At 34.2% G+C, this 23,392-nt stretch carries 25 protein-coding genes; 4 read left to right on the top strand and 21 right to left on the bottom strand.

Annotation, left to right across the window (positions count from 1 at the left end):
• The first annotated feature begins 218 nt into the window (after positions 1-218).
• Positions 219-989, top strand: a complete 771-nt coding sequence (motA, locus tag ACTJFD_RS06350) for a flagellar motor stator protein MotA (protein WP_442260472.1) — start codon at positions 219-221, stop codon at positions 987-989.
• Between the two features lie 14 nt (positions 990-1,003).
• The gene (locus ACTJFD_RS06345) at positions 1,004-1,729 is read left to right on the top strand and encodes an OmpA/MotB family protein (RefSeq protein WP_442260470.1); all 726 of its coding nucleotides are present in this window, start codon (positions 1,004-1,006) and stop codon (positions 1,727-1,729) included.
• Positions 1,730-1,854: 125 nt separating this feature from the next.
• Here ACTJFD_RS06345 and ACTJFD_RS06340 read toward each other — a convergent pair whose 3' ends face one another.
• The 4 genes from ACTJFD_RS06340 to ACTJFD_RS06325 form a co-directional block, all read right to left on the bottom strand.
• Positions 1,855-2,172: an HU family DNA-binding protein gene (locus tag ACTJFD_RS06340; protein ID WP_442260632.1), complete on the bottom strand. Its 318-nt coding sequence runs from the start codon at positions 2,170-2,172 to the stop codon at positions 1,855-1,857.
• A 183-nt stretch (positions 2,173-2,355) separates the two neighbouring features.
• Positions 2,356-3,666, bottom strand: a complete 1,311-nt coding sequence (gene der / locus ACTJFD_RS06335) for a ribosome biogenesis GTPase Der (protein WP_442260468.1) — start codon at positions 3,664-3,666, stop codon at positions 2,356-2,358.
• A gap of 106 nt (positions 3,667-3,772) precedes the next feature.
• Positions 3,773-4,735: an asparaginase gene (locus ACTJFD_RS06330; protein ID WP_442260466.1), complete on the bottom strand. Its 963-nt coding sequence runs from the start codon at positions 4,733-4,735 to the stop codon at positions 3,773-3,775.
• Between the two features lie 245 nt (positions 4,736-4,980).
• Positions 4,981-6,174 carry a multidrug effflux MFS transporter gene (locus tag ACTJFD_RS06325; RefSeq protein WP_442260464.1) on the bottom strand — a complete coding sequence of 398 codons (1,194 nt, stop codon included), beginning with the start codon at positions 6,172-6,174 and terminating at the stop codon, positions 4,981-4,983.
• A gap of 284 nt (positions 6,175-6,458) precedes the next feature.
• Between ACTJFD_RS06325 and ACTJFD_RS06320 the strand changes: the two genes are divergently transcribed.
• Positions 6,459-7,637 carry an FtsW/RodA/SpoVE family cell cycle protein gene (locus ACTJFD_RS06320; RefSeq protein WP_442260462.1) on the top strand — a complete coding sequence of 393 codons (1,179 nt, stop codon included), beginning with the start codon at positions 6,459-6,461 and terminating at the stop codon, positions 7,635-7,637.
• Positions 7,638-7,657: 20 nt separating this feature from the next.
• On the opposite strand, the gene ACTJFD_RS06315 is transcribed toward ACTJFD_RS06320, so the two are convergent.
• From ACTJFD_RS06315 to ACTJFD_RS06245, 15 genes are all read right to left on the bottom strand, one after another.
• Complete coding sequence (locus ACTJFD_RS06315) at positions 7,658-8,077, bottom strand: phosphate-starvation-inducible PsiE family protein (RefSeq protein WP_442260460.1); 420 nt, start codon at positions 8,075-8,077, stop codon at positions 7,658-7,660.
• Between the two features lie 66 nt (positions 8,078-8,143).
• Positions 8,144-9,031: a proline iminopeptidase gene (gene pepI, locus ACTJFD_RS06310; protein ID WP_442260458.1), complete on the bottom strand. Its 888-nt coding sequence runs from the start codon at positions 9,029-9,031 to the stop codon at positions 8,144-8,146.
• Positions 9,032-9,517 carry a YbaK/EbsC family protein gene (locus ACTJFD_RS06305; protein WP_442260456.1) on the bottom strand — a complete coding sequence of 162 codons (486 nt, stop codon included), beginning with the start codon at positions 9,515-9,517 and terminating at the stop codon, positions 9,032-9,034.
• Between the two features lie 22 nt (positions 9,518-9,539).
• Positions 9,540-10,637 (bottom strand): glycerol dehydrogenase, encoded by a 1,098-nt coding sequence (locus ACTJFD_RS06300; protein ID WP_442260455.1) that lies wholly within the window; start codon positions 10,635-10,637, stop codon positions 9,540-9,542.
• 232 nt (positions 10,638-10,869) lie between these two features.
• The gene (gene rplS / locus ACTJFD_RS06295) at positions 10,870-11,217 is read right to left on the bottom strand and encodes a 50S ribosomal protein L19 (RefSeq protein WP_442260453.1); all 348 of its coding nucleotides are present in this window, start codon (positions 11,215-11,217) and stop codon (positions 10,870-10,872) included.
• 131 nt (positions 11,218-11,348) lie between these two features.
• Positions 11,349-12,092 (bottom strand): tRNA (guanosine(37)-N1)-methyltransferase TrmD, encoded by a 744-nt coding sequence (gene trmD, locus ACTJFD_RS06290; protein WP_442260452.1) that lies wholly within the window; start codon positions 12,090-12,092, stop codon positions 11,349-11,351.
• Positions 12,082-12,612: a ribosome maturation factor RimM gene (gene rimM, locus ACTJFD_RS06285; protein ID WP_442260450.1), complete on the bottom strand. Its 531-nt coding sequence runs from the start codon at positions 12,610-12,612 to the stop codon at positions 12,082-12,084. The genes trmD and rimM overlap by 11 nt, the downstream gene beginning before the upstream one ends.
• Before the next feature lie 124 nt (positions 12,613-12,736).
• Positions 12,737-12,988, bottom strand: a complete 252-nt coding sequence (locus ACTJFD_RS06280; RefSeq protein ID WP_442260448.1) for a KH domain-containing protein — start codon at positions 12,986-12,988, stop codon at positions 12,737-12,739.
• A 13-nt stretch (positions 12,989-13,001) separates the two neighbouring features.
• Positions 13,002-13,277: a 30S ribosomal protein S16 gene (gene rpsP, locus ACTJFD_RS06275; protein WP_442260447.1), complete on the bottom strand. Its 276-nt coding sequence runs from the start codon at positions 13,275-13,277 to the stop codon at positions 13,002-13,004.
• An 81-nt stretch (positions 13,278-13,358) separates the two neighbouring features.
• Positions 13,359-14,804 (bottom strand): amidase family protein, encoded by a 1,446-nt coding sequence (locus ACTJFD_RS06270; RefSeq protein WP_442260446.1) that lies wholly within the window; start codon positions 14,802-14,804, stop codon positions 13,359-13,361.
• 109 nt (positions 14,805-14,913) lie between these two features.
• Positions 14,914-15,441 carry a DNA topology modulation protein gene (locus ACTJFD_RS06265; protein WP_442260444.1) on the bottom strand — a complete coding sequence of 176 codons (528 nt, stop codon included), beginning with the start codon at positions 15,439-15,441 and terminating at the stop codon, positions 14,914-14,916.
• A gap of 64 nt (positions 15,442-15,505) precedes the next feature.
• Positions 15,506-16,939: a signal recognition particle protein gene (ffh, locus tag ACTJFD_RS06260; RefSeq protein ID WP_442260443.1), complete on the bottom strand. Its 1,434-nt coding sequence runs from the start codon at positions 16,937-16,939 to the stop codon at positions 15,506-15,508.
• Between the two features lie 11 nt (positions 16,940-16,950).
• Complete coding sequence (locus ACTJFD_RS06255) at positions 16,951-17,295, bottom strand: putative DNA-binding protein (protein WP_442260441.1); 345 nt, start codon at positions 17,293-17,295, stop codon at positions 16,951-16,953.
• A gap of 91 nt (positions 17,296-17,386) precedes the next feature.
• Positions 17,387-18,925, bottom strand: a complete 1,539-nt coding sequence (locus ACTJFD_RS06250) for an ATP-binding protein (protein ID WP_442260439.1) — start codon at positions 18,923-18,925, stop codon at positions 17,387-17,389.
• Positions 18,925-19,614, bottom strand: coding sequence for a response regulator transcription factor (locus ACTJFD_RS06245; protein ID WP_442260438.1), 690 nt, complete (start codon positions 19,612-19,614; stop codon positions 18,925-18,927). The genes ACTJFD_RS06250 and ACTJFD_RS06245 overlap by 1 nt, the downstream gene beginning before the upstream one ends.
• Positions 19,615-19,976: 362 nt before the next feature.
• Here ACTJFD_RS06245 and ACTJFD_RS06240 point away from each other — a divergent pair, with 362 nt between their 5' ends.
• Positions 19,977-20,840: a LysR family transcriptional regulator gene (locus ACTJFD_RS06240; RefSeq protein ID WP_442260436.1), complete on the top strand. Its 864-nt coding sequence runs from the start codon at positions 19,977-19,979 to the stop codon at positions 20,838-20,840.
• Positions 20,841-20,883: 43 nt separating this feature from the next.
• On the opposite strand, the gene gndA is transcribed toward ACTJFD_RS06240, so the two are convergent.
• Positions 20,884-22,305: an NADP-dependent phosphogluconate dehydrogenase gene (gndA, locus tag ACTJFD_RS06235; protein ID WP_442260434.1), complete on the bottom strand. Its 1,422-nt coding sequence runs from the start codon at positions 22,303-22,305 to the stop codon at positions 20,884-20,886.
• 126 nt (positions 22,306-22,431) lie between these two features.
• On the bottom strand, positions 22,432-23,367 hold the full coding sequence (locus tag ACTJFD_RS06230) for a metal ABC transporter solute-binding protein, Zn/Mn family (RefSeq protein ID WP_442260433.1): 936 nt from the start codon (positions 23,365-23,367) through the stop codon (positions 22,432-22,434).
• Between the last annotated feature and the right edge of the window lie 25 nt (positions 23,368-23,392).

The raw sequence follows: 23,392 nt of genomic DNA, 5'->3' as shown, positions 1-23,392 counted from the left end.
TGTTAATATAGCTGAGTATATTTATCAAAAAAGATTTGTGTTATTTTATATAAGATTGTTTAACCCCCCTTTTATTGTATACTAAACATAAATTACAATTTTATAATGACTTTAATTTTGTATATTAGCTTGCTTTATTTGATAAAACCGCTTAATATTTAGTTTGTAACTTTAGTTTTTTTAAAGGTTTCAAGTAAAAATGGATTAGGAGAGTAGAAATGGATATTTTTTTATTGATTGGTATATTTTTAGGGCTTTTTTCTGTCATTGTTGGAATGATTGTAAAGGGCGCAAACATTGCTGTGTTATTAAATCCAGCTGCAGCAATCATTATATTTATAGGTACACTAGCTGCATTGATTAATTCGTACCCTTCAAGTGATATAAAAAGACTACCGAAAATTTTTGGTGTTCTTTTTAAAAATCAAAGCTTCGATTCTAAAGAATTAGTAGATACAATTTTAAGCTTGGCTCAAAAAGCTCGACGCGAAGGAGTGCTCGCACTCGAAAACGAGGTCAATTCACTTAGCAACCCATTTTTAAAAAATGGAATGGAGATGGTTGTTGATGGAATGAATCCTGATCAAATTAAAGAAGTATTAGAGAATGAAGTCATCTCTTTAGAAGCTCGACATGCAACTGCAGCAAACATGATGAAAACAGCAGGTTCTTCTTCACCTACATTAGGGGTCCTTGGTGCTGTTATCGGTCTGATTGGGGCTTTAGGTAATTTAAATGACGTTGACGCACTTGGTCACATGATTTCAGCAGCATTCGTTGCAACCTTATATGGTATCTTCCTTGGTTACGTTGTTTTCATACCTTTTGGAAATCGTCTCAATCGTAAATCGTCTGAAGAAGTAGAATATATGATGATTGCTATCGAAGGTGTCTTAGCCATTCAAGCTGGACAAAACCCAAATACAATTGAAAGAAAACTAAACGGAATGATTGATCCAAATAAGCGAAATAATTTAAGTAATAATTAGCGAGGTGAAAATTCATGAAAAGAAGAAAAAAAGAAGAGCATCACGTCGATGAAGGATGGCTTCTCCCTTATTCTGATATGTTAACCTTATTACTTGCTTTATTTATTGTGATGTTTGCAATGGCAAAAACAGATAGCGGAAAACTTAATGAACTAAGTGATCAATTCAACATTATCCTTTCTGGGCAAACTAGTTCTGGCAATGGCGGTATTTTACCAGCGTACCCTAAAATAAAAAAACCTTCGGATAAAAAGAAAGAAAAAGAAAACGAAGAAAAAGATACAAAACAAATTAGTCAGGCTGGTAAAGATATTAAAGAAGAACTTACAAAAGACGGACACGGTTCCGATGTTGAAGTGAATGAAGAAAAAGATGGCGTTCGTATCGTCATTAACAGCGGGTTATTATTTTCTCCTGGGAGCTCAACATTGGCTCCTTCAGTCGGTAACGTTACCAAAAAAATTGGAAATTCTTTAAAAAAAGTTGATAATGAAATTATTATTGCTGGTTATACTGATAGCGTTCCTAACCCAACCTCTTCAAATTGGGAGCTAAGCGCGTCACGAGCGATTAGCGTGATGGACGAGCTAGTAAAACAGAAGGCGATCAATGAAAAACGGGTTTCTATCCAAGCTTACGGAGAGTTTAGACCTAAAAAACCAAATAATACAGAAAAAAATAGAGCAGAAAATAGACGTGTTGAAATTTTTATTGTTAAGAAAGAACAAGATACTAAATAATCTTCAAATAGACTAACCCACAAATCTAAAAACCTCCCCAAATGCATTCTTTAGAATGGCGATTTGGGGAGGTTTTTTTAGCCAATAAAAAACTCTAAAGAATAAAATCTTTAGAGTTTTTATTATTATTTAACTGCATCTTTTAGTGCTTTACCTGGTTTAAACGCAGGTACTTTACTTGCAGCGATTTGGATTTCTTCACCAGTTTGTGGGTTACGACCTTTACGTGCCGCACGTTCACGAACTTCAAAGTTACCAAAACCGATTAATTGTACTTTTTCACCTTCAGATAAGAACTCTTGGATTGATGCAAAAACAGCATCAACAGATGCAGTAGCATCTTTTTTAGTTAAACCTGTTGCATCTGCAACTTTTTCGATTAATTCTGCTTTATTAGCCATGTTAAATTTCACCTCCTCAAAATAAATTGATGTTTTAATCATCATAGAAGTGATCACTTTTGAGTGGTCCAAAAATGACATTTCAAAATATTGTTTTCAATATTTCTTTAATCAAGATACCATATGAAACAAGCGATATCAAGGGTTTTCACCGTTTTCTATGGAGTTTTTTTTATTCTCTAACATCTTATTGCTTAATTTAAAAATCTATGTTAAAATGCCCAATTACTTTCTACGACGTGAAATAATCCGAATTGGTGTTCCTTCAAATTCAAAAGCTTTTCTTATTTGATTCTCTAAAAAGCGAGCATAAGAAAAATGCATTAACTCTTCCTCATTTACAAAAACTACAAATGTCGGAGGCTTAACCGCGACTTGCGTTGCATAGAAAATCTTTAGACGTTTACCTTTATCTGTCGGTGTCGGATTAATAGCAACGGCATCCATAATAACATCATTTAAAATCGATGATGGGATACGCAACGTTTGATTTTGACTCACTTCTTCAATCATCGTTGGTAATAAGTGTAAACGTTGTTTTGTTTTAGCAGAAACATAGACAATTGGTGCATAGTCTAGATAACGAAACTCTTTACGGATATCTTCTTCAAATTCTTTCATCGTATGATTATCTTTATCAAGAGTATCCCATTTGTTAACAACGATAATAATCCCTTTACCTGCTTCATGAGCAAAGCCTGCGATTCTTTTATCATACTCTCGAATACCTTCTTCTGCATTTAAAACAACTAAAGCAACATCAGAACGTTCAATGGCTCGCATCGCTCGCATCACACTGTATTTTTCAGTGTTTTCATAGACTTTACCTTTTTTACGCATCCCAGCTGTATCAATCATAATAAACTCTTGACCAGACTCTGAAATAAACGATGTATCAATCGCGTCACGGGTCGTTCCAGCAATGTTCGATACAATAACTCGCTCTTCTCCTAAGATAGCGTTAATCAATGATGATTTACCTACGTTAGGACGCCCAATCAAACTAAAACGAATAATGTCATCTTCTTCTTCTTCATTTTCAATCGAAAAATGTTGACAGGCTTGATCTAAAACATCACCTAAACCGATACCATGAGCACCAGATACTGGATAAGGCTCACCTAAGCCTAATGAGTAAAACTCATAAACATCACTACGCATCTCTGGATTATCCACTTTATTTACTAATAAAACAACTGGTTTATCACTTTTATAAAGAATACGAGAAACATATTCATCCGCATCCGTTACACCTTCACGACCACTGACAATTAAAAAAATCACATCTGCTTCTTCTATCGCAATCTCAGCCTGATTTTTAATTTGTTCCATAAATGGTTCATCACTCATATCAATACCACCAGTATCGATAATATTAAATTCTCGTCCTAACCACTCACCCTGAGCATAAATTCGATCTCGCGTTACACCAGGCTCATCTTCAACGATTGAGATTCGTTCCCCTGCAATCCGGTTGAAAACGGTCGATTTTCCGACATTGGGACGGCCGACTATTGCTAATGTTGGTTTTGCCATGTAGGTCACCTCCTATTAATATATACTAACATGTGTCCTTATGTAGTTTATCCGATACAAACGCTCCTTGCAAGAGAAACCTTTGATTCAATAGGTTTTATTTCGATTAACCTATCATAAATTTTGCTAATTCTTGACCAGACAATCCTGCATTGATTCCAACGAGCATTCTTAAACGAGCTTTTTGCCCTGACAACCCTCTAACAAACGAAATTCCTAATTTGCTTAATTGTACGCCTCCACCTGGATAATCATAAATATCTTGAGCAATTCCGTTAGAACACCGTGAAACCAATGCTATTGGGATCTTTTTATCTAGTATTTTCTTTATACCTGGTAATGTTTGTGGCGGTAGATTACCCGCACCTAATGCTTCAATAATAACCCCATCAACCGATTGCTCTGCTATTAAATTAAAAATAAACTCATCCATGCCAGCATAAGCTTTAACTAATTGAATATTACCCGCAACTTTATTTATATCAAAAACATGATGTTCTACAACTTCTTTAATAAAAATAACTTTTTGTTTTGATAAAATACCAATGGGTCCAAAAGTCGGGGTTCTAAAAGTGTCAACACTTGTAGTATGCGTTTTCGTCACAAACCTTGCTGCATGAATTTCGTCATTCATCACAACAAGCACTCCCTGATTCTTTGATTCATCATCTGCAGCTGTGATAATCGATTGAACATAGTTATACAACCCATCCGCACCGATTTCATTACTTGAACGCATAGCCCCAGTAATAACCACTGCTAACTTTTTTGATAACGTTAAATCAAGAAAATAGGCAGTCTCCTCAAGAGTATCTGTTCCATGTGTAATAACAACACCATCAAAACCTTCCTCTTGTGCACCCGTTATTCTTCTCTTCAATTGGAGCATTTCTTGTGGACGAATATGCGGTGAGGGTAAATTAAAAATTTCTTCCACCTTAACCTCAATATCATCTGGTAAAACATCGAGCGTTTCACTTAATGGATGTCGGTCTGTAACCGTGACGCCTGCTGCTTGCTGAACCATAGAAATTGTTCCACCTGTGTGTAAAATCAATACTTTTTTCATGTGTCACCTCACTAATTTTTATCATTATTCATCCCCTATTATAATTTCATTTCTCATATTAAGCTAGATAAATCCGTTTTTTATTTTAAGCTCTCGTTAAAATAACCCTAGTTGATCTCTCTTTATAAAAGAGAAGCTAACTCAAACGTTAAGTATAATAGAAATCGCATGAAATCTGTATTTAAACACCCGATTTCATGCGATTTTTTATATTTTAAAACTCAATAAACATATTCCTAATTTTATCACTTAATTGATTTAACACATATAAAAGAAAGACATAAAAAGACAAAACTAAAAATAGGGAAAACTAAAAGAGAACCTGTGTGTAAAATACCAATTAAAAAAGTGCAGAGACTCACGATTATATAGTAACCTAAACTTAGAAAGGCACCCGCTGTTCCTGTATAACTAGGATACTTTGCTAAAGCTAAGCTCAAACAGTTAGGCAGTGCCATACTGATACCTGTCAAAATAATAAAAATACCCACAATATAAAAAATCATTCGTAGAGATAAAGGTAAAACTAAGTACGCCACACTACTGAGTATAAGCGTCCCCGTTAAGGCTAGCTTAATCCCTCCTTGAATAATCAACAGTGGCTCCTTATTATTTAGTGACTTGTTAGATAGCCATGCCCCTAACATTGTAGCCGAAGCAACGACACAGCCCATCAAACCATATTGACTTTGCGAGAGATGAAATGTCTCTAAAAAGATAGAGGGAGCTTCTGAATAGTAACTAAATAAAAGACCATTAAAAATACCAATAAGTATTCCAAAAGAAATTGTATATGGGTCTCTCAACATTTTTTTACCAATCGTTAACACATCAAAAATAGAAACAGATGCTGCCATCCCTTTTCTTGTTTCTGGTAATTTTTTCAAACTCCACGTAAGCATCACAAGGCCAATCACGATCAACACTAAAAAGACAGCACGAAATCCATAATATTGTCCTAAGATTCCACCTATCAAAGGACCAATTGCAGGAGAAAAAGCAAGTGCAACAGAAATCTTAGCAAATAGTTGATGTCGCTCGTTTCCTTGATAATGATCTCGTAAAATAGTTTGCGTTGTTACCGAACCCGTACTAGCACCAAAGGCCTGAATAAAACGGCCAATAAAAAGACCGGTAATACTCTTAGAAAGCAAACAAAAAATGCTACCTAATATATAAAATAAAATACCAAGGTTCATCGCTTTGCGTCGACCAATATAATCCGAGCTAATTCCCCAAACAAACACACCAATAGCAAATGACAAAAAATAAATACTTAATGTCATCTGCGCCAAATTTAAAGAGACTTGATAACTCTTTGCTATTTCTGTTAATGATGGTGTATAAATGGTTTCACTGATTTGCGGAAAACCAACTAAGCAAACCAGCAAAGCCAGACTAATTTTTTTATTTTGTTTTGTTTCGATGTTTTTTTCCATAAAAATTCTCCTAATTCTTTATTTTACTGGGAAAAAACATCTCTTGAAGGGAAATGGAGGGATCATGATTTTTATCCATTCATAAAAATTCATAATATCACTTCTTTCTAAAAAAATTCTTTAGTAGCTCAACTTATTTTAAGTCAAACTATTTTCAATCATACTATAAAAGTAAAATAAATACTAGATTATTAATTTTTTTATAACCTTTCTAAAAAAACAACAACTCTTTATTTTTTTTAACGTATAATTAAAAACATCTTTAAGTTTGGGGAAGTGGATGAATGTTCAAAAAATTTCAATATCTAGATTTTAAAATTCTTATTCCATATTTATTACTAAATATTATCGGTATCATTATGATTTTAAGTGCAAGTTCCTATCATTTAACAGAATTAGGAAAAAACCCTGCACTTAACGGAGAAAAACAACTCCTTTTTTTCATCATCTCGTTGTTTCTAATCGGAATTGTTTACAAAACTAACCTTTCTATTTATCAGTCATCCCAGTTTCAACTTCTGATCTATCTCGTGACTCTAATCCTTCTCATTTGTACTTCAGTGCTCGGGTTAGGAACAGTAGCTGGTGGTGCTCAACGATGGCTTCAAATTGGTCCTTTAAGTCTTCAGCCTTCTGAACTCGTCATGTTAACGATTATTTTATACTCTGCCTATGCTTTTTCAAAAAAAGAACATCTTATCCAACATTCTTTTTTAAAAGCTGTTTTAAAACCATCTCTGATTGTTTTTAGTTTAATTGGGTTAACTTTAATTCAACCTAACGTTGGAGGGGCAACGATATTATCATTAATTTATCTCATTCTCTTATCTGCAAGTGGGATTTCTTACTTATATATTATCGGTGGCTTTAGTTCGATTTTCATTCTAAACTTTGTTGTTTCTAAATTAATTTTATTTAATGATGGGGCTCTTTTACCTCAGAAATACCATTATATTTTTGATCGTTTTCTGATTCTAAAAGATCCCTTTGCGTTTCAACAAGGAAACGGACTTCAACTAGTTAATTCTTACTTTGCTATTTACAATGGTGGTTGGTTAGGTAAAGGACTTGGGAATAGTGTTCAAAAAAAAGGCTTTTTACCTGTAGCAGAGACTGATTTCATTTTTTCAATTACGACTGAAGAATTGGGGATTGGGTGCAGTATTCTGATTTTGCTTCTTTTATTGTTCTTAATTTTAAGGATTTTTACAATTGGAATGCGAACGCAATCTACCTTTCATTCACTCATTGCGATTGGAATTGGTTCTGCTATCTTAATCCAAACCTTTATCAACTTAGGGGGATTATTAACCATTATCCCTTTAACTGGTGTCCCTTTTCCATTTTTTAGTTACGGTGGTTCAAATCTCTTAACACTTTCATTAATGATCGGGCTAGTTCTTAATATCAGTGCACACGATAAAAAACAACAAGAAGAAGAACAACTGGCAATTTCCTTATAAAAAAAGAAAGATGTGACAACTTACTTGTCATTATCTTTCTTTTTTTTAATTTCATCATTTCTTTTTATCACTTCAAAAATATAAACCACTAAAATTAAAACAAAAATTGAAATAGTTAACATTAATGTTTGTAATCCATTGTCATGAACGACTAATAATTGTCTTAAAATTGCTGTCATACTAATCCAAATTAAATACTTAATCGGAATATGATGCGAATCTTCAATATACTTTAAAATCATCATAATGAACTCAAAAAGCATGAAAAAAGATAAAATATAATCTGCTACGATTTCAATACTACGCTTTCCCTCTGGCAAAACAATTACTTTTCTTAAACTGAATAAATCTTGAGCCATGTAAATAATAATCAAAAGTGATAATATGACTAGAAATAAATCAACAATCTTAGTTAAAACATATTTATATTTATCCAACATTTGATCAGTCCTTTTCTTTTTAAAATATCTCATATTTATTTTAAGACTGTCAACTTTTTTGCTTTTTTAAATATGGTCATTTTGGTTTAACCATTTTTTTAATACAGAAAGATATTTCTTGTTTTCATCAACAAATGGCATATGACGACTCTTAGCAAACAGTTCCCATTTTGCATTGGGTAACTCATCAAACATCGTTTTAGCAATGAGCGGAGTACATAAATCGTTAATTCCACTTGTAATTAAAACCGGTTGATTCACTTCTTTCAATTTATCCGTATAATCAAAGGTCTTCAACGTCCCACTCGGGCAATATTCATTAGGCCCCCAAGCAGTCTCATAAGCAAGCGTCCCTATTTTTTTAGGTCGAGATAACGGTTCTGGCGAACACTCCGTAGGTTCGTCAGCTACATGACGACTCATAAAATGCTGATTTGCTGCTAAATAGGCTGGTTCTGTAAAGCAAAACGCTGGTTCAGCGATCTCAATCGCTTTTTGTTCTTCAATGGGTAGAAATTTGATCAAACGATGCTGTTCCATTGCCCATAATTTTGCTGATGACAACGTGCTTGAAAAAATAGCACTAAGGACTGATTGAGGCTGGTCATCGCAAAGGTAAGCTATTACTAACATTCCACCCCAAGACTGCCCTAACAAGTGACAATGCTCGATTTTTAAATGGGCTTTTAAAGCCTTTAATTCATTCAGCCAATTTTCTAAAGTCCAAAGCTCTGGAGCATCAGGCATACTAGATTTACCACACCCCAGCTGATCATACATAATAACTTGTCTACCATCATTCGCTAACTCATCTAATAATTCAAAATAGTTATGCGTTGAGCCTGGTCCTCCGTGAATGAGAATCAGCGGTGCTTTTTGAGAATCGGAAGCACCAATAGTCCGATAATATGTCTGATAGCCTAGATAAGGAAGATAGCCTTCTGTTATTTCCACCTAGTTATCCTCGCTTTTAGAAAGCGGATAATCATACGTTTCTATCGATAACAATTCGACTATTTTAGATAAATCTTTGACTAATACAACCATCGTTTGATCAGGACGTCCCGGAGCAAAGACGAGTTTTTCTTGTAACAATAGCTCAGCATCAATGATCATTGGAACTTTTTCTTCATAACCAAATGGTGAAACAGCTCCTGGTTTTTGTCCAGTTAATGCTTCCATTTCCTCTGGCTTTACAACCGATAGCCTTTGACCAACAAGCTGTTTTATTTTTTTAAAATCCGTCGATTTAGTTGTAAACGTAAAAAAGATAAAATGATCATCTTTTTTATTTTTCAAAAACAAACTTTTTGTTTCTGTTCCCACAAATCCTTGTTCTTCTTTGATAATTACAGCATCTTCATTAGTATAAATTGCTCTATGATCGTATAATTCAAAATAAATTCCAGCACTCTTGAATGTATCAGCTAAATTAATCATCTTTTTTCCTTCTTTCAATTCTTTATTTTTTTAATTCATTCACATAACTGTCAACAGCAAGTAAGGCATCGGCTATATCATATTCATCAAAAGTTCTCCCCATTTGATGGATGCTCTCTCCAGGCTGAACAGCTAATCTTCCCACACTAAGTAGTTCATCGTATGAACACTGATCTAATCTAAGTTCTTTCAATGTCGTTGGTAAATTTAATAATTGATAAAACGCAATAAAACGCTCTAATCGCTCGTGAGGCTGATTGTCTAAAACAAGTTGGGTCAATGTCCCATAAGCTACCTTTTCACCATGAGAAAGATGGTTGGTTTCTTCATGCAAAGCCGTAAAACCATTATGAATAGAATGAGCTGCAGCTAAACCACCACTTTCAAATCCAATCCCACTAAGCAAGGTATTTGCTTCAATTACAGCTTCTAATGCTGGTGTTACTACTTTCGCTTTAGTTGCAACCATGGCTTGAAAACCATATTCGAAAAGAGTTTCTTCACACTGTTTAGCAATCGCAATGGCTGCGATAGTTGGTGACTGGCCTCTTAGATTTTTCCCGCCCGCTTTAACAATCGATTCGACTTCCACCCAAGTTGAAAGCGCGTCAGCTATTCCACTAGCTAATAAGTGACTTGGCGCTTTAGAAATAATACCACTATCGACTAAAACCAATTCTGGATTTTTTTGATACAAGAGATACTTATCAAAAGCTCCATCTTCTCTATAAATAGCAGACAAAGCCGAGGTTGGGGCATCAGTTGAAGCTGAGGTTGGTACAACAACAACTGGTATATCTAGTCTATCAGCTATCGCCTTCGCCGCATCAATCACCTTTCCTCCTCCTAAACCAATTAGAACATCACTCTTTTCCAAACAAGCATGATCAATAATTCGTTGAATTTCTTCTTCTGAAGATTCACCCTTAAAAAAAATCGGAAGTACATATAACTCTTGAGAAACTAACTCCTCAATCCACGGCTTACCTACTAAATTATAAACGAGAGAATCGGTTATCAGCAATAAACTTTGACCCATTTCTTTAATTTTTGGAATGGCTGTTAACAAAACGTCTCTCCCTTGGAGGTAACTTTCTGGACTATTCCATAAATAACTCATGATGAGCCTCCTTTCTTATTTCAAAAGATCACTACCCCAATTATCACTTAAACTATTTTAGTTATCAACATAAAAAACCTAAGTTAAAAATAAAATAAAGATTTAACGTAAGTTTTCTGTATTCTAAGCAAACCAATATTGTTTTTTACCTTTATTCAAAAAAACTCTTCATTCTAAAAATAAAAAAAGAAGCCTATTTTTCAAGGCTTCTTCAAACGTTAATATTAAAAGATTAACGACGCATTTCTTTAATTCTAGCTGCTTTACCATGACGATCACGTAAGTAATAAAGTTTCGCACGACGAACTTTACCAAAACGAATAACTTCAATTTGAGCAACACGAGGTGTATGAATTGGGAATGTACGTTCCACACCAACACCATTTGAAATTTTACGCACTGTATAAGTTTCGCTAACTCCAGCTCCACGGCGTTTGATAACAACACCTTCAAATAACTGGATACGTTCACGAGTACCTTCAACAACTTTAGCGTGGACACGGACAGTATCCCCTGTTCTAAATGCTGGGATGTCAGAACGTAATTGTTCGTTTGTAATTGCTTCGATTAATGGATTCATTTTCCACATTCTCCTTATTCCAGAACACTCTTATGGGCTTAATCGCCATAGCGGAATGTCGTAATTATGAGTAATATTTACTCACCAAATAATATTAACACATCTAATTAATGATGTAAAGTCTTTTTTCTTTACAACTCTTGTTCTTCTTGTCTAATTTCAAGTAATATTTTTTTCATTTCTTCAGTTAATTCTAGTTTTTCTAGCATATCTGGACGCCTTAAAAAAGTTCGACGTAATGATTCTTTTAGCTTCCAATCTTCAATTAGTTTATGGTTTCCATTTGTCAAAACGGACGGCACTTCTAAACCTTCATAATTTTGTGGTCGAGTATATTGTGGGTGTTCTAAAAGGCCAGTTGAATGAGAATCACCTTTCGCTGAATCTTCATTCCCTAAAACATCTGGCAATAAACGAACAGTTGCATCAATCATCACCATTGCACCTAGTTCGCCTCCAGTTAAAACATAATCACCCAAAGATACTTCATCTGTTACCAAAGAACGAATTCTTTCATCATACCCTTCATAATGACCACAAATAAAAACGAGATGCTCTTCCGTTGCAAAATCTTCTGCCATAGATTGATTAAATTGTTTACCCGCTGGATCTAAGAGTATAATACGTTGCTTTTTATTGGGTTCTGACGCTTTAATAGATGAAAGAGCATCGGCAATTGGTTGAACCTTTAAAAGCATGCCAGCGCCTCCACCGTAAGGATAATCGTCCACTTGTTGATGTTTATTTAAAGAAAAATCACGAAAATTAGTCACTTGAACATTTAAAAGTCCTTTGTCAATAGCTTTACCTAAAATAGATTCTGTCATAGGTCCTTCAAACATTCTTGGAAATAAAGTTAAAACATCAATTCGCATCGTCTATCAGCCCTTCTGGAATTTCAACAATCACTCGTTCGTTTTCTAAATCGACTGATAGAACAACCGAATCAATATAAGGGATTAGAATATCTTTTTTCCCTTTTTCTTTTGGTTGAATCACCCAAACATCATTGGCACCTGGTGATAGAATTTCCCGAATTGTTCCATAACATGTTTCATTTTCATCATAGACAGTTAAACCAACGATTTCATGATAATAAAAAGCATTTGTTTCTAATTCAGATAAATCGTCTTTCGCGATTTTTAAAACCCCGTCACGATATTTTTCAATATCATTGATTGTTGGATGATTTTCAAAACTAAGAATATCAAAATTTTTGTGTTTACGATAAGAACGAATTTTTAATTTTTTTTCTGGCTGTCCTTCTTGAAATAAAAGTAATTCATTCCCTACTTGATAGCGCTCATCAGCAAAATCCGTATTAGAAATGACCCGTACTTCACCTTTAATACCTTGTGTATTGACGATTTTACCAACATTTAGATAATCAGTCATTTTACATCACACCTTTCCATATTATTCCTTGATGATTGTACCATCTTTAAGATCAACAACCAAGAAATAAAAAAGATTATTTGCTAAACTAAGTAACCTTAGGCTAGTAAATAATCTTAATCTATTATTTTGTTTCGTCGTCTAAAATATTCAGACGAACACGTTTTGGTTCTTCGGTACGAATGTTATACACAAGAGTACGAATCGCTTTAATGACACGTCCCTGTTTTCCAATGATTCGCCCAATATCAGATTCATCAACAGAAAGATTATATTCCATGAATTGATCTGACTCTGTAACTTCTAAAAATACTTTATCTGGGTGACTAACTAACGGACGAACAATGGTTAAAACCAATTCTCTAACATCAGTCATTCAATATCCCACCTTATTTTTTAGTATATTTAGCTTCGTGATGTTTTTTCATGATTCCTTCGCGAGATAAAATATTGCGAACTGTATCAGAAGGTTGTGCACCTTTAGATAACCAATCTAGAATTACTTCTTCTTTAACTTTAACTTCAGCTGGATTTAACAATGGGTTATATGTTCCCACGATTTCAATATAACGTCCATCACGAGGTGAACGAGAATCTGCTACTACCATACGATAAAAAGGTTTCTTTTTAGAACCCATACGTTTTAAACGAATTTTAACTGCCATTAATGAGGCACCTCCATATTTCTTTTATTAACACAAGACATAGTTTAACAGATATTAAATGACATGTAAAGTGTTTTTTCTTTACAGCTTACTTTTTTTTAAAATCTTGAATTGATTTCCCAGCTCAAACAGCTGACCTATTTCCAATAACAGCTCATCATTTCCTTTAGCAGCCATCATTTGAACCCCAATTGGTAAAAAATCGTCGGTTACAAATGTCGGTAAACTGATGGCTGGTTGTCCCGTCAGATTAGCCAACTGTGTATAGGGTGTAATATGTAAGCTTTTTTCAAACATCTCATAGACCAATTCTTTTAGTTCTTCTTTATTTAATTCAGAGGCTTGTTTCATCTTCGCTCGAATAATATCGCTCTGTAAATCGTCTGAAACTTTTGGTGCCACAGTCGTCGCAGTTGGTGATAAAAACAAATCAAATTTGGTAAACAAACCTTCCATGACCGCTGTTGCTTCATCCCAAGCTCCAAAAGAGGCTGAGTAATCTGCTGCTGATAATTGTTGTCCATATTGATAGAGCGCCCATGACATTGGCTCCATATCACGATAGGTTAAAGGACGTTGCAACATATGACTTATCCCTTGCATCATATGTGCTGTTTCCCCACCATTCATTTGGTAATAGCTTTCTATTAACGCTCTTCCTTTGATAGGATAAGGAACTTCTACTACTTCATGTCCTAAAGAAACTAAGAATTCAATGGCCTCTCTGAATGCTTGTTGAGCCTCTGAACTCACTTTGTTTCCAACGGGAGAATCTAAGCAAGCAGCAATCCGATATTTCTCAGCTTTTTTAAAGGTCGAATGAGGTTCACTAAAAGGCGAAATCTGATGATCTGGTTTTAAGCCTTTTAAAATTATTTTTGCATCTCTAATCGATTTTCCCAATATAAAATTAACAGAAGCCCCCTGCCAATCGCGCCAACCAGCAGGTCCGGTTATGATTTTCCCACGACTAGGCTTCAAGCCAACCAAACCAGAAAAACTTGCCGGAATTCGAATGGAGCCTCCACCGTCACTTGCACCAGCAATCGGAACAATATCGGCAGCAACAATTGACGCTGCTCCCCCACTACTTCCTCCAGAAAAACGCTCCATATCCCATGGATTTAATGTAGGTCCATTAATAACGGCATCCGTTATGTTTTTAAAACCAAATTCTGGCGCAGTCGTCACAGCAAAAGGAATCAATCCCATCGCTTCAATTTTTTTTACATAGTTATTCGTTTCAGGCGCACGATGATTACGAAATAAACGTGAACCAGACGTTTGTTTAAACCCTTCTTTCGCTTGCCCTAAATCTTTTAATGCAAAAGGAACGCCAAAGAAGGGAGCTTCCCTCTGCTCTGGCGTTGCCTGTTCGACCATTTTTCTCGCTTCTTCAAAATTTAATTCAACAAAAGCATTTAATTCATAATGCGTTTCAATCTTTTTTTCCAGTTCATCTAATATCTCAATTGGTGATATTTCTTTATTTTTTATTTGTTTCGCTAAACCAAAGGCATCTTTCATTTTTTTCTCTCCTTAAATAAAAACTATTGTTTAATTTATTCTAGCTAAGATAGAGAATTATTGCGACTTCTTCTGGTGTTTTTCACAAACTAATCAATTTTCATCCGCTTTAACTTGCAATTTTGGAACAATTTTGTTTTTTCAAAAATGTTTCTACTTCTTCTGGTGTTTTTAATTCAATCCATTTATTCGAATACTCTTTAGCTAATTCACGGTAATGTTTATAATGCTCTCGCGTTCTACCTTCATGCAAAACCCACCAAATAAAGGGTAAATCAATTTTTTCTAAACAGCCAATAGCCATGTCTGCCCGTGTTTGATTTTTATTCTGAATATAACGTTGAACAACACGCGGTAAACAAACCCGACGAGGAAAGTTCATATAGATTATTAAATCGGCTTTTTCAAGACGTTCTTCTTGTAAAAAGCTTGAATAATTACCATCAATTATCCAATTTGAATGCTCATCCATAAAACGACGCACGAGTACTTTTGATTCTTCAATAGGACGTATTTCCCATTCTGGTAAAAACTGAATCGTATCTAAATGCAATATGGACAATGAAAAATCAGTACCCAATTTTTTAGCCAACGTTGATTTACCGCTCCCACTAAAACCTAAAATAGCAATTTTCATCTTTCTTCCTCCCCAAAAAAAGTAAAAAGAAGGCTGGGTAAACAGCCTTCTCAAAGGTTGATCATTATCTCTTTTTGTTTTTCTTATTCTTTTTATTTTTTTTCTTTTTATTTTTCTTAACCATTCGATTCATGGCCATTTTCCCAAGTTTGCCTTGAACCCCGGTACCAAACATGTTGTCCATACCAGCTGGCATATTTCCTTTAGTCATTTGTTGCATCATTTTACGCGATTCATTAAATTGTTTAATCATTCGATTGACTTCAACGACGTTGTTTCCTGAACCAGCAGCAATACGTCGTCGTCGACTCGGATTTAATAAATCTGGATTTTCACGTTCTGCAGGTGTCATCGAATAGACAATGGCTTTTTTACGTGCAATATCTTTAGGATCTACTTGAATATTTTCTAAACCTGGTACATTATTCATTCCAGGAATCATTTTAAGCAAATCTTCTAGAGGTCCCATACCCATGATTTGATCAAGTTGTTCAATAAAATCATTAAAATCAAAACTATTTTCACGCATTTTTTTAGTTAATTCTTCAGCTTTTTGATCATCATATTCTTGTTGCGCTCTTTCAATTAGCGTCAACATGTCCCCCATACCTAAAATACGGCTAGACATACGGTCTGGATGGAAAACTTCAATATCGGTTAGTTTTTCACCCGTCCCTATAAATTTAATAGGTTTACCAGTGACTGCACGAATAGATAAGGCTGCACCACCACGAGTATCTCCATCCAATTTAGTTAAAACTACTCCGGTAACATCGAGCTGCTCATTAAAGCTCTGAGCAACAGTTACAGCATCTTGTCCAGTCATCGCATCAACTGTTAACAAAATATCATTCGGTTGAGCATACTCCTTAATCCGTTGTAACTCACCCATTAGAACTTCATCTATATGTAACCGTCCCGCGGTATCAATAAAAACATAATCATTTTTATTTTCTTTAGCATGCGCTAACCCTTGTTTTACAATTTCAACCGGATCAACATCTGTTCCCATTTCAAAAACTGGAATATCTAATTGTTGACCAATCACTTTCAACTGATCAATTGCTGCTGGACGATATACGTCTCCCGCAATCAATAATGGACGAGCTTTTTCATTTTTCTTTAAAAAATTAGAAAGTTTGCCGACAAATGTTGTTTTACCTGCCCCTTGCAAACCAACCATCATTATGGTTGTTGGAATTTTAGGTGATTTATTCAGAGCAACTGCTTCCGAACCTAAAACTTTCGTCAACTCTTCATCAACCACTTTAACAATCTGTTGCGTTGGATTTAACGATTCTAAAATTTCAACTCCGACAGCACGTTCACCGACACGTTTAGTAAACCCTCTAACAACTTGTAAGTTGACATCAGCTTCTAATAAAGCTAGACGTATCTCACGCATCATCTCTTTAACGTCTTCTTCTTTCACGGTTCCTTTTTTCTTTAATTTACTCATTGCGACCTGTAAGCGGTCAGTTAAACTTTCAAAAGCCATTTTATTTACTCCTACTCTTCTTCTATTTCTTGAATTTTATCTAATAATTGGTTAATTTTTTCTTGATGATCAGCCTTATCATTAGCGATGAGCTGCTTAATTTCACTGATAATTTCATTACGAACGACATAATTTGAATAGAGATGTAACTTTTTTTCATAATTTTCTAAAATCTTTTCAGTTCGTTTGATATTATCATATACTGCTTGGCGACTAATTTCAAAATCCTCAGCAATTTCACCCAAAGAATAGTCATCTGCATAATAAAGTTCAATATAATTCATTTGTTTTTCAGTTAAGAGAGTCGAATAAAATTCGAATAAAGCGTTCATTCGATTCGTTTTATCAATTTCCATATTATTCCCCTCCTCTGCCATTACGCAAGTCTATGACATTATATCACAAATCCTTTGATTTTTTTATGATTACAAAAAAAAGAACCTAAAATTAGGTTCTTTTTATTATTTTTGCTATTTCTTCTGGTTCCTCTATTACTAAAGGTAAGGATACCTTAAAAGAAGACCCATGATTCAAAACACTTTTCACACTGATATGACCATTATAATTATTAACTAATTGAGCGGCAATCGAAAGACCCAATCCATTTCCACCTGTATGACGTGCTCGTGCTTTATCAACTCGATAAAAACGACTAAAAATTCGGGCTAAATCTTCTTCAGAGACACCCTCGCCAAAGTCTTGGACTAGAATATCAACCGTTCGATAAGAGGATGAAGCAGAAACTAAAACTTCCTTTCGCTCACCTGAATACTTAACGGCATTATCCATTAGTATAATTAACAACTGTTCTAAATGATTTCGATAAATTTTAATTTGTGCACTTTTAGCTAAATCAATATCCAAGTTAAAATGAAAGTCAGGATACAACATACTAAAATTTCCCACTGTTGTCTTTAAAACATCAACCACACTGGAAACTTTATCTTCATAATGAAATTCTGATTGTTCTGCACGAGATAAATCTAACATTTCTTGCACCAAACTTTTCATTCGAACAATTTCTTGTAAAGAAGCTTGTAAAGATTCTTCTAAAACTTCAGGATCGTCTTTCCCCCAACGATTTAACAAATTAATATGACCTTCGATTACAGCAACTGGTGTTCGTAACTCATGTGAAACATCTTCGACAAATTGCTGTTGTTGTTGAATAAATAACTGCATTCTTTCCAACATATCATTAAAGGCTCGCGCTAAATCAGAAATTTCATCATTCGACTTAGGAACAGGCATTCTAACCTCTGTTTTATACGCTTCATTAATACTATTTAAAGAATTTGCCATTTTTCGTAACGGCGCTGTAAAATACGTTGATAATAAAACACCGACAATGATACTAATGATTACACCGACAATTTCCAAAACAACTAACGTTTTGAACATTTTATCTCGAACACTAATAAAACTATTTAATTCGAGAAAACCTTGTGCATACCCAATTACTTTACCTGTTTCATTCGACTTAATCGGCTCTAACGCGATTAATCCAGTAATATTATTATGTGTTTGGATTGTTATTTTTCCTTGTTCAGAATCATCAAAAGGAAGATATAATCCTCTCGTTTCAAAGACTAAACGTTGATCAACCCCATAAATTTTAACATTTAATTCAGGTTGTGATAGTTCAGAAATAAAACTATTTAAATTCATTAAACTTGCTTCTAAACTACTTCGATCATAATAAACATCGCCCACATAACGGCTAGAGGCTTCTTTTAAGTAAGAAACTGTACTATGCAACGTTAAAGGATCCTCTGATCGCGAAAGACGAGAATTGATTTCTTTCATCGTTCGATTAAAATCTTTTTCTTCTTGTTCGTAAACATTCCTAATACTAATTTGATAGGTCACAAAACCAAATGATAAAAATAAGATGGTAATTGATAGAGCCGTTAAAAGAGTCCACTTAAAAGAAATTGATTTCCAAGAAAATTGTCTTAGTTTATTTTTCTCTTTTAAACTTTTCATTACGATCTCATAACATACCCAGTACCACGAACGGTTTGAATATAACTATCTTCACCAGGTACATCTATTTTATTTCTTAAGTAACGAATATAAACATCGACAACATTCGTTTCGACTTCAATTTCATAACCCCATACTTTATTCAATAAAACATCTCTAGATAAGACAACATTTATATTTTCCATTAAAATTAATAACAGTTCATATTCACGTTTGGTTAATTCTATCATTTGTTCGCCACGACGAACGACACGATTTTCTTTTTCAATCGTCAAATCACGATAAGTTATCGTAGTTTGCTTAGTAATGTTCTTATCGCCTTCAATATCAATTCGGCGAAGCAATGCTCGTAATCGTGCTAACAGTTCTTCAATAGCAAATGGCTTAACAATATAGTCATCTGCACCATGGTCAAGTCCAGATACACGATCAATCACTGAATCTCTAGCTGTCATCATAATAATCGGTGTATTCTTCACTTGGCGAATACGACGACAAACTTCAAGTCCATTCAATTCAGGTAACATCAAATCTAATAAAATCGCTTCCCAGTCACCTTCAATAGCTGCCTCTAACCCCATCCGTCCATTATAATGAACTTCTGTTTCATAACCCTCATGCTTTAGTTCTAGCTCAACAAACCTAGCTAGGTTTTTTTCATCTTCAATTATCAAAATTTTATTTGACATACTGTCACATGCCTTTCTGTCATTCTTTTTATTTCTTTTACAAACGATTTATTATTGACGAGTCACTAATAAAAAGACACTCTTTATTTCTAAACAGTCATCTAATCATGATAACTTGTTTTAAACAACTATGCAAACGCTCATCTTTAAATACAATAGATTTATTAAAAAATAATGAGCTTTTAATAGGACTCTTTTATTATATCATTTTTGAAAAAACTTATCTATCCTCTAGCTAAAAATAACTTTTTTAAAAAAAGAATGACGATATCGTATTTTTTTGATATTATAAAAGTTAAATAATAATTAAAAAAATATATTTTATTTCATTTAATTCTAATGTTCTGAGAAGGAGGTATTCTATGGATATCAGACAACTAAATTATTTTATCGTTTTATCCGAATCAAACACGATTTCTGAAGCTGCTAAAAAACTCGAAATGGCTCAACCACCACTTAGTCAAATGTTAAAAAATTTGGAACTAGAATTAGGAACTAAGCTCATCAAACGAAGTAAGAAAAAACATCAACTCACCAAGAGTGGTGAAATTCTTTATCAAGAAGCTTTAAATATTGTAAAACAATTAGGAGATATGCAAGGCAAAATCCAACAAAATAGTCTTGGTTTAACCGGTCAACTTAAAATTGGAAGCACAGATATTGCTCTTAACCAATTAAAACCAGCACTTGTTCATTTTTTCAAGAACTTCCCTAATGTTTCTCTAATAATCGAACAGAGCGAAGCTAAACTATTAAAAAATAAATTAAAATCCGGTGCTCTAGATTTAGCCTTTATTCAAGGGTCGTTTGATAAGGATTTATTCATTAGTCATTTTTCGTTTTCTGAGAAACTTTTTTTCGTAACTTCCGAACCTCTCGAATCTAAGAAAATGAGTTTTTCTGATTTTTATCAAAAACCATTATTACTTCCGAATTTCCAAGTTTTTTCTAAAAACAATACTTTTTTTAAAAAAATTGTCACTAAACAACCAAATGACTTTATTATTTCTTACTGCTCTAATTATTTATTAATTCAAGAACTCGTTGCTACTCAATTAGTCAATAGCATTTTACCAGAATCTATGTTGGAGACTTCCTTAAAAATAAATAATTATTATTATCCTATCACTCCCAGTACACCCGTTACTCATTATCATTTAATCAGCCTCAAGGAGCGTTATTTGGATCAAATTACTCTAAATTTTATTGAACAATTAAAAAACTGAGGTTTCCTCTTTTTAAGAAGAAGCCCTCAGTTTATTTTTTAATCTATTCTTTACCATACCAATCATAATGGAAGACGCCTTCACGATCTTTACGAAGGTAAGTGTGTGCTCCAAAATAATCTCTTTGCGCTTGAATAATATTTGCAGGCAAGTTTTCTGTACGATATGAATCATAATAAGCAATCGCCGAAGAAAACGTCGGACTAGGGACTCCTGTTTGAACAGCTAATGAAACAACTTCTCTCACAGCTTCTTGATAGTCTGAGGTAATTTCTAAGAAATAATCATCCAGTACTAAATTTTTCAATTCAGGATTTTTTTCATACGCTTCAGTAATTTTTTGTAAGAATTGTGCTCTAATGATACAGCCTGCACGGAATATTTTGGCTATCTCACCATAATTTAAATCCCATTCAAATTCTTCACTTGCCGTTCTCATTTGCGCAAACCCTTGAGCGTAACTCATAATTTTACTAAAATATAAGGCTTTTCTAATTTTTTCAATCATTTCTTGTTTGTTACCTGAAAAAGGAACCACTTTAGGTTGTGGTATGATTTTACTAGCTGCCACACGTTCTTCTTTTAACGCAGAGATATAACGTGCAAATACTGATTCCGTAATTAACGGTAATGGTGTTCCTAAATCTAAGGCATTTTGACTTGTCCATTTACCTGTTCCTTTATTTCCAGCAGCGTCTAAAATAACATCAACAATTGGTTTTCCTGTTCCCAAGTCATCTTTTCTAGTTAAAATATCTGAAGTGATTTCAATTAAGTAACTGTCTAACTCACCTTTATTCCATTCTGTAAATATAGCAGCAACTTCCTCAACTGACAAACCTAAGACACGTGTTAAAATATCATAAGCTTCAGCAATCAATTGCATATCACCGTATTCAATGCCATTATGTACCATCTTAACAAAATGTCCCGCACCATTTGGCCCGATATAAGTCACACACGGAGCCCCGTCATTCGCTTTTGCTGCCATTTCTTCAAAGATAGGTTTTACTAATTCATACGCTTCTTTTTGACCTCCTGGCATCATTGAAGGTCCTTTTAAAGCTCCTTCTTCTCCGCCAGACACACCAGTCCCGATAAAATTAATTCCAGAACTCGCTAACTCTTCATTTCTTCTTATCGTATCTTTAAAGAATGTATTACCACCATCAATTAGAATATCACCTTTATCTAAATGTGGTAATAAATTTTGAATCGTCATATCTGTAGCTTCTCCTGCTTTCACCATCAACATAATTCGTCTTGGTTTCTCTAATGAATCAACGAGTTCTTCAATAGTGTATGCTGGAAATAGTTTTTTCCCTGGATTAGCATTGATAACATTGTTAATTCTCGCTTCTGAGCGATTATAAATAGAAACACTGTAACCTCTACTTTCAATATTTAGGGCTAAGTTTCTACCCATTACACCCATACCTACGACACCGATTTGTTGTTTACTCATCAATTGACCTCCTAAAGTTACTCCGATAAAAAGTTATCTCACTCATTATAGCCTATTTTTCATGAAAACTAAATCATTCTTTCCTAATTATTACCAACCTAGAAAGGTAATTTAACAAACATAATATTAGTGAATACTTTCTTTCAACGCAGATAGGTTATCTGACATAATTGAAATATAATCAGCTCCCGCTTTTTTCTCTTGACTTGATAAACTTTCCAATGGATTGAGCTCGACTAATTTCGCTCCGGTTGCATCAGCAATTGTTTTTGCGACTTTCGATGATGCCGAACTTTCAGTGTAAATAACGTCAATTTTTTCTTTCGTTACAACATCTTGAATTTTTTTCAACTCTTTAGGCGTTGGTTCTTGTTCTGGTGAAATTCCTGAAATTGGAACTTGAATCAGATTATATTGCGCAGCAAGGTAAGAAAAGGCTTGATGCTGAGTGACAAATTTTCTTTGTGTTGCCTCTTTTGTCGCTTTTACATATTCCTGATTCAGTTGTTCTAACTTATCAGTGTATGTTTTGCGATTTTTTTCATATAACTCTTTATTTTTTTCATCAATGCTGCTAATTCCTTGTTCGATAGTCTCAACTTCTTTTTTAGCTAGGACTGGACTTAACCAAACATGCGGATCATAAGCATGCGTGTGTTCATGACCTTCTTCAGAATGCTCTTCATCAGTTTCATTGGACTCAAGCAACGGAATACCTTTGCTTGCTTCAATAACTTTTACTTTTTTTGTATCAATTCCCTTTAGAACATCTTTGACCCATGTTTCCATTTCATTTGAATTATAGATAAAAACATCCGCCTCCTGAATCTTGGCCATATCTTTGGCACTTGGCTCGTAATCATGAGGCTCAACACCTGCTTCAATTAGTAAATGGACATCTGCTTGGTCACCTACAACCTTTTTAGTGAAATCATACATTGGGTAAAAACTAGTAACAATTGATAACTCATTTTTATTTTTGGGTTTTTCTTTTTCATTTGTCTTTGAAGTACAACCCGCTAGTATTAATAAACCAACTAAAGCAATAACTATTTTTTTCATTTTCATATCCCCCGACTTTCTAATT

Source organism: Vagococcus sp., from assembly GCF_052102835.1.
In the GTDB taxonomy this organism is placed as follows: domain Bacteria; phylum Bacillota; class Bacilli; order Lactobacillales; family Vagococcaceae; genus Vagococcus.
The sequence above is the reverse complement of the archived record's forward strand: the minus strand, read 5'-3'. Positions and strand labels throughout refer to the sequence as shown.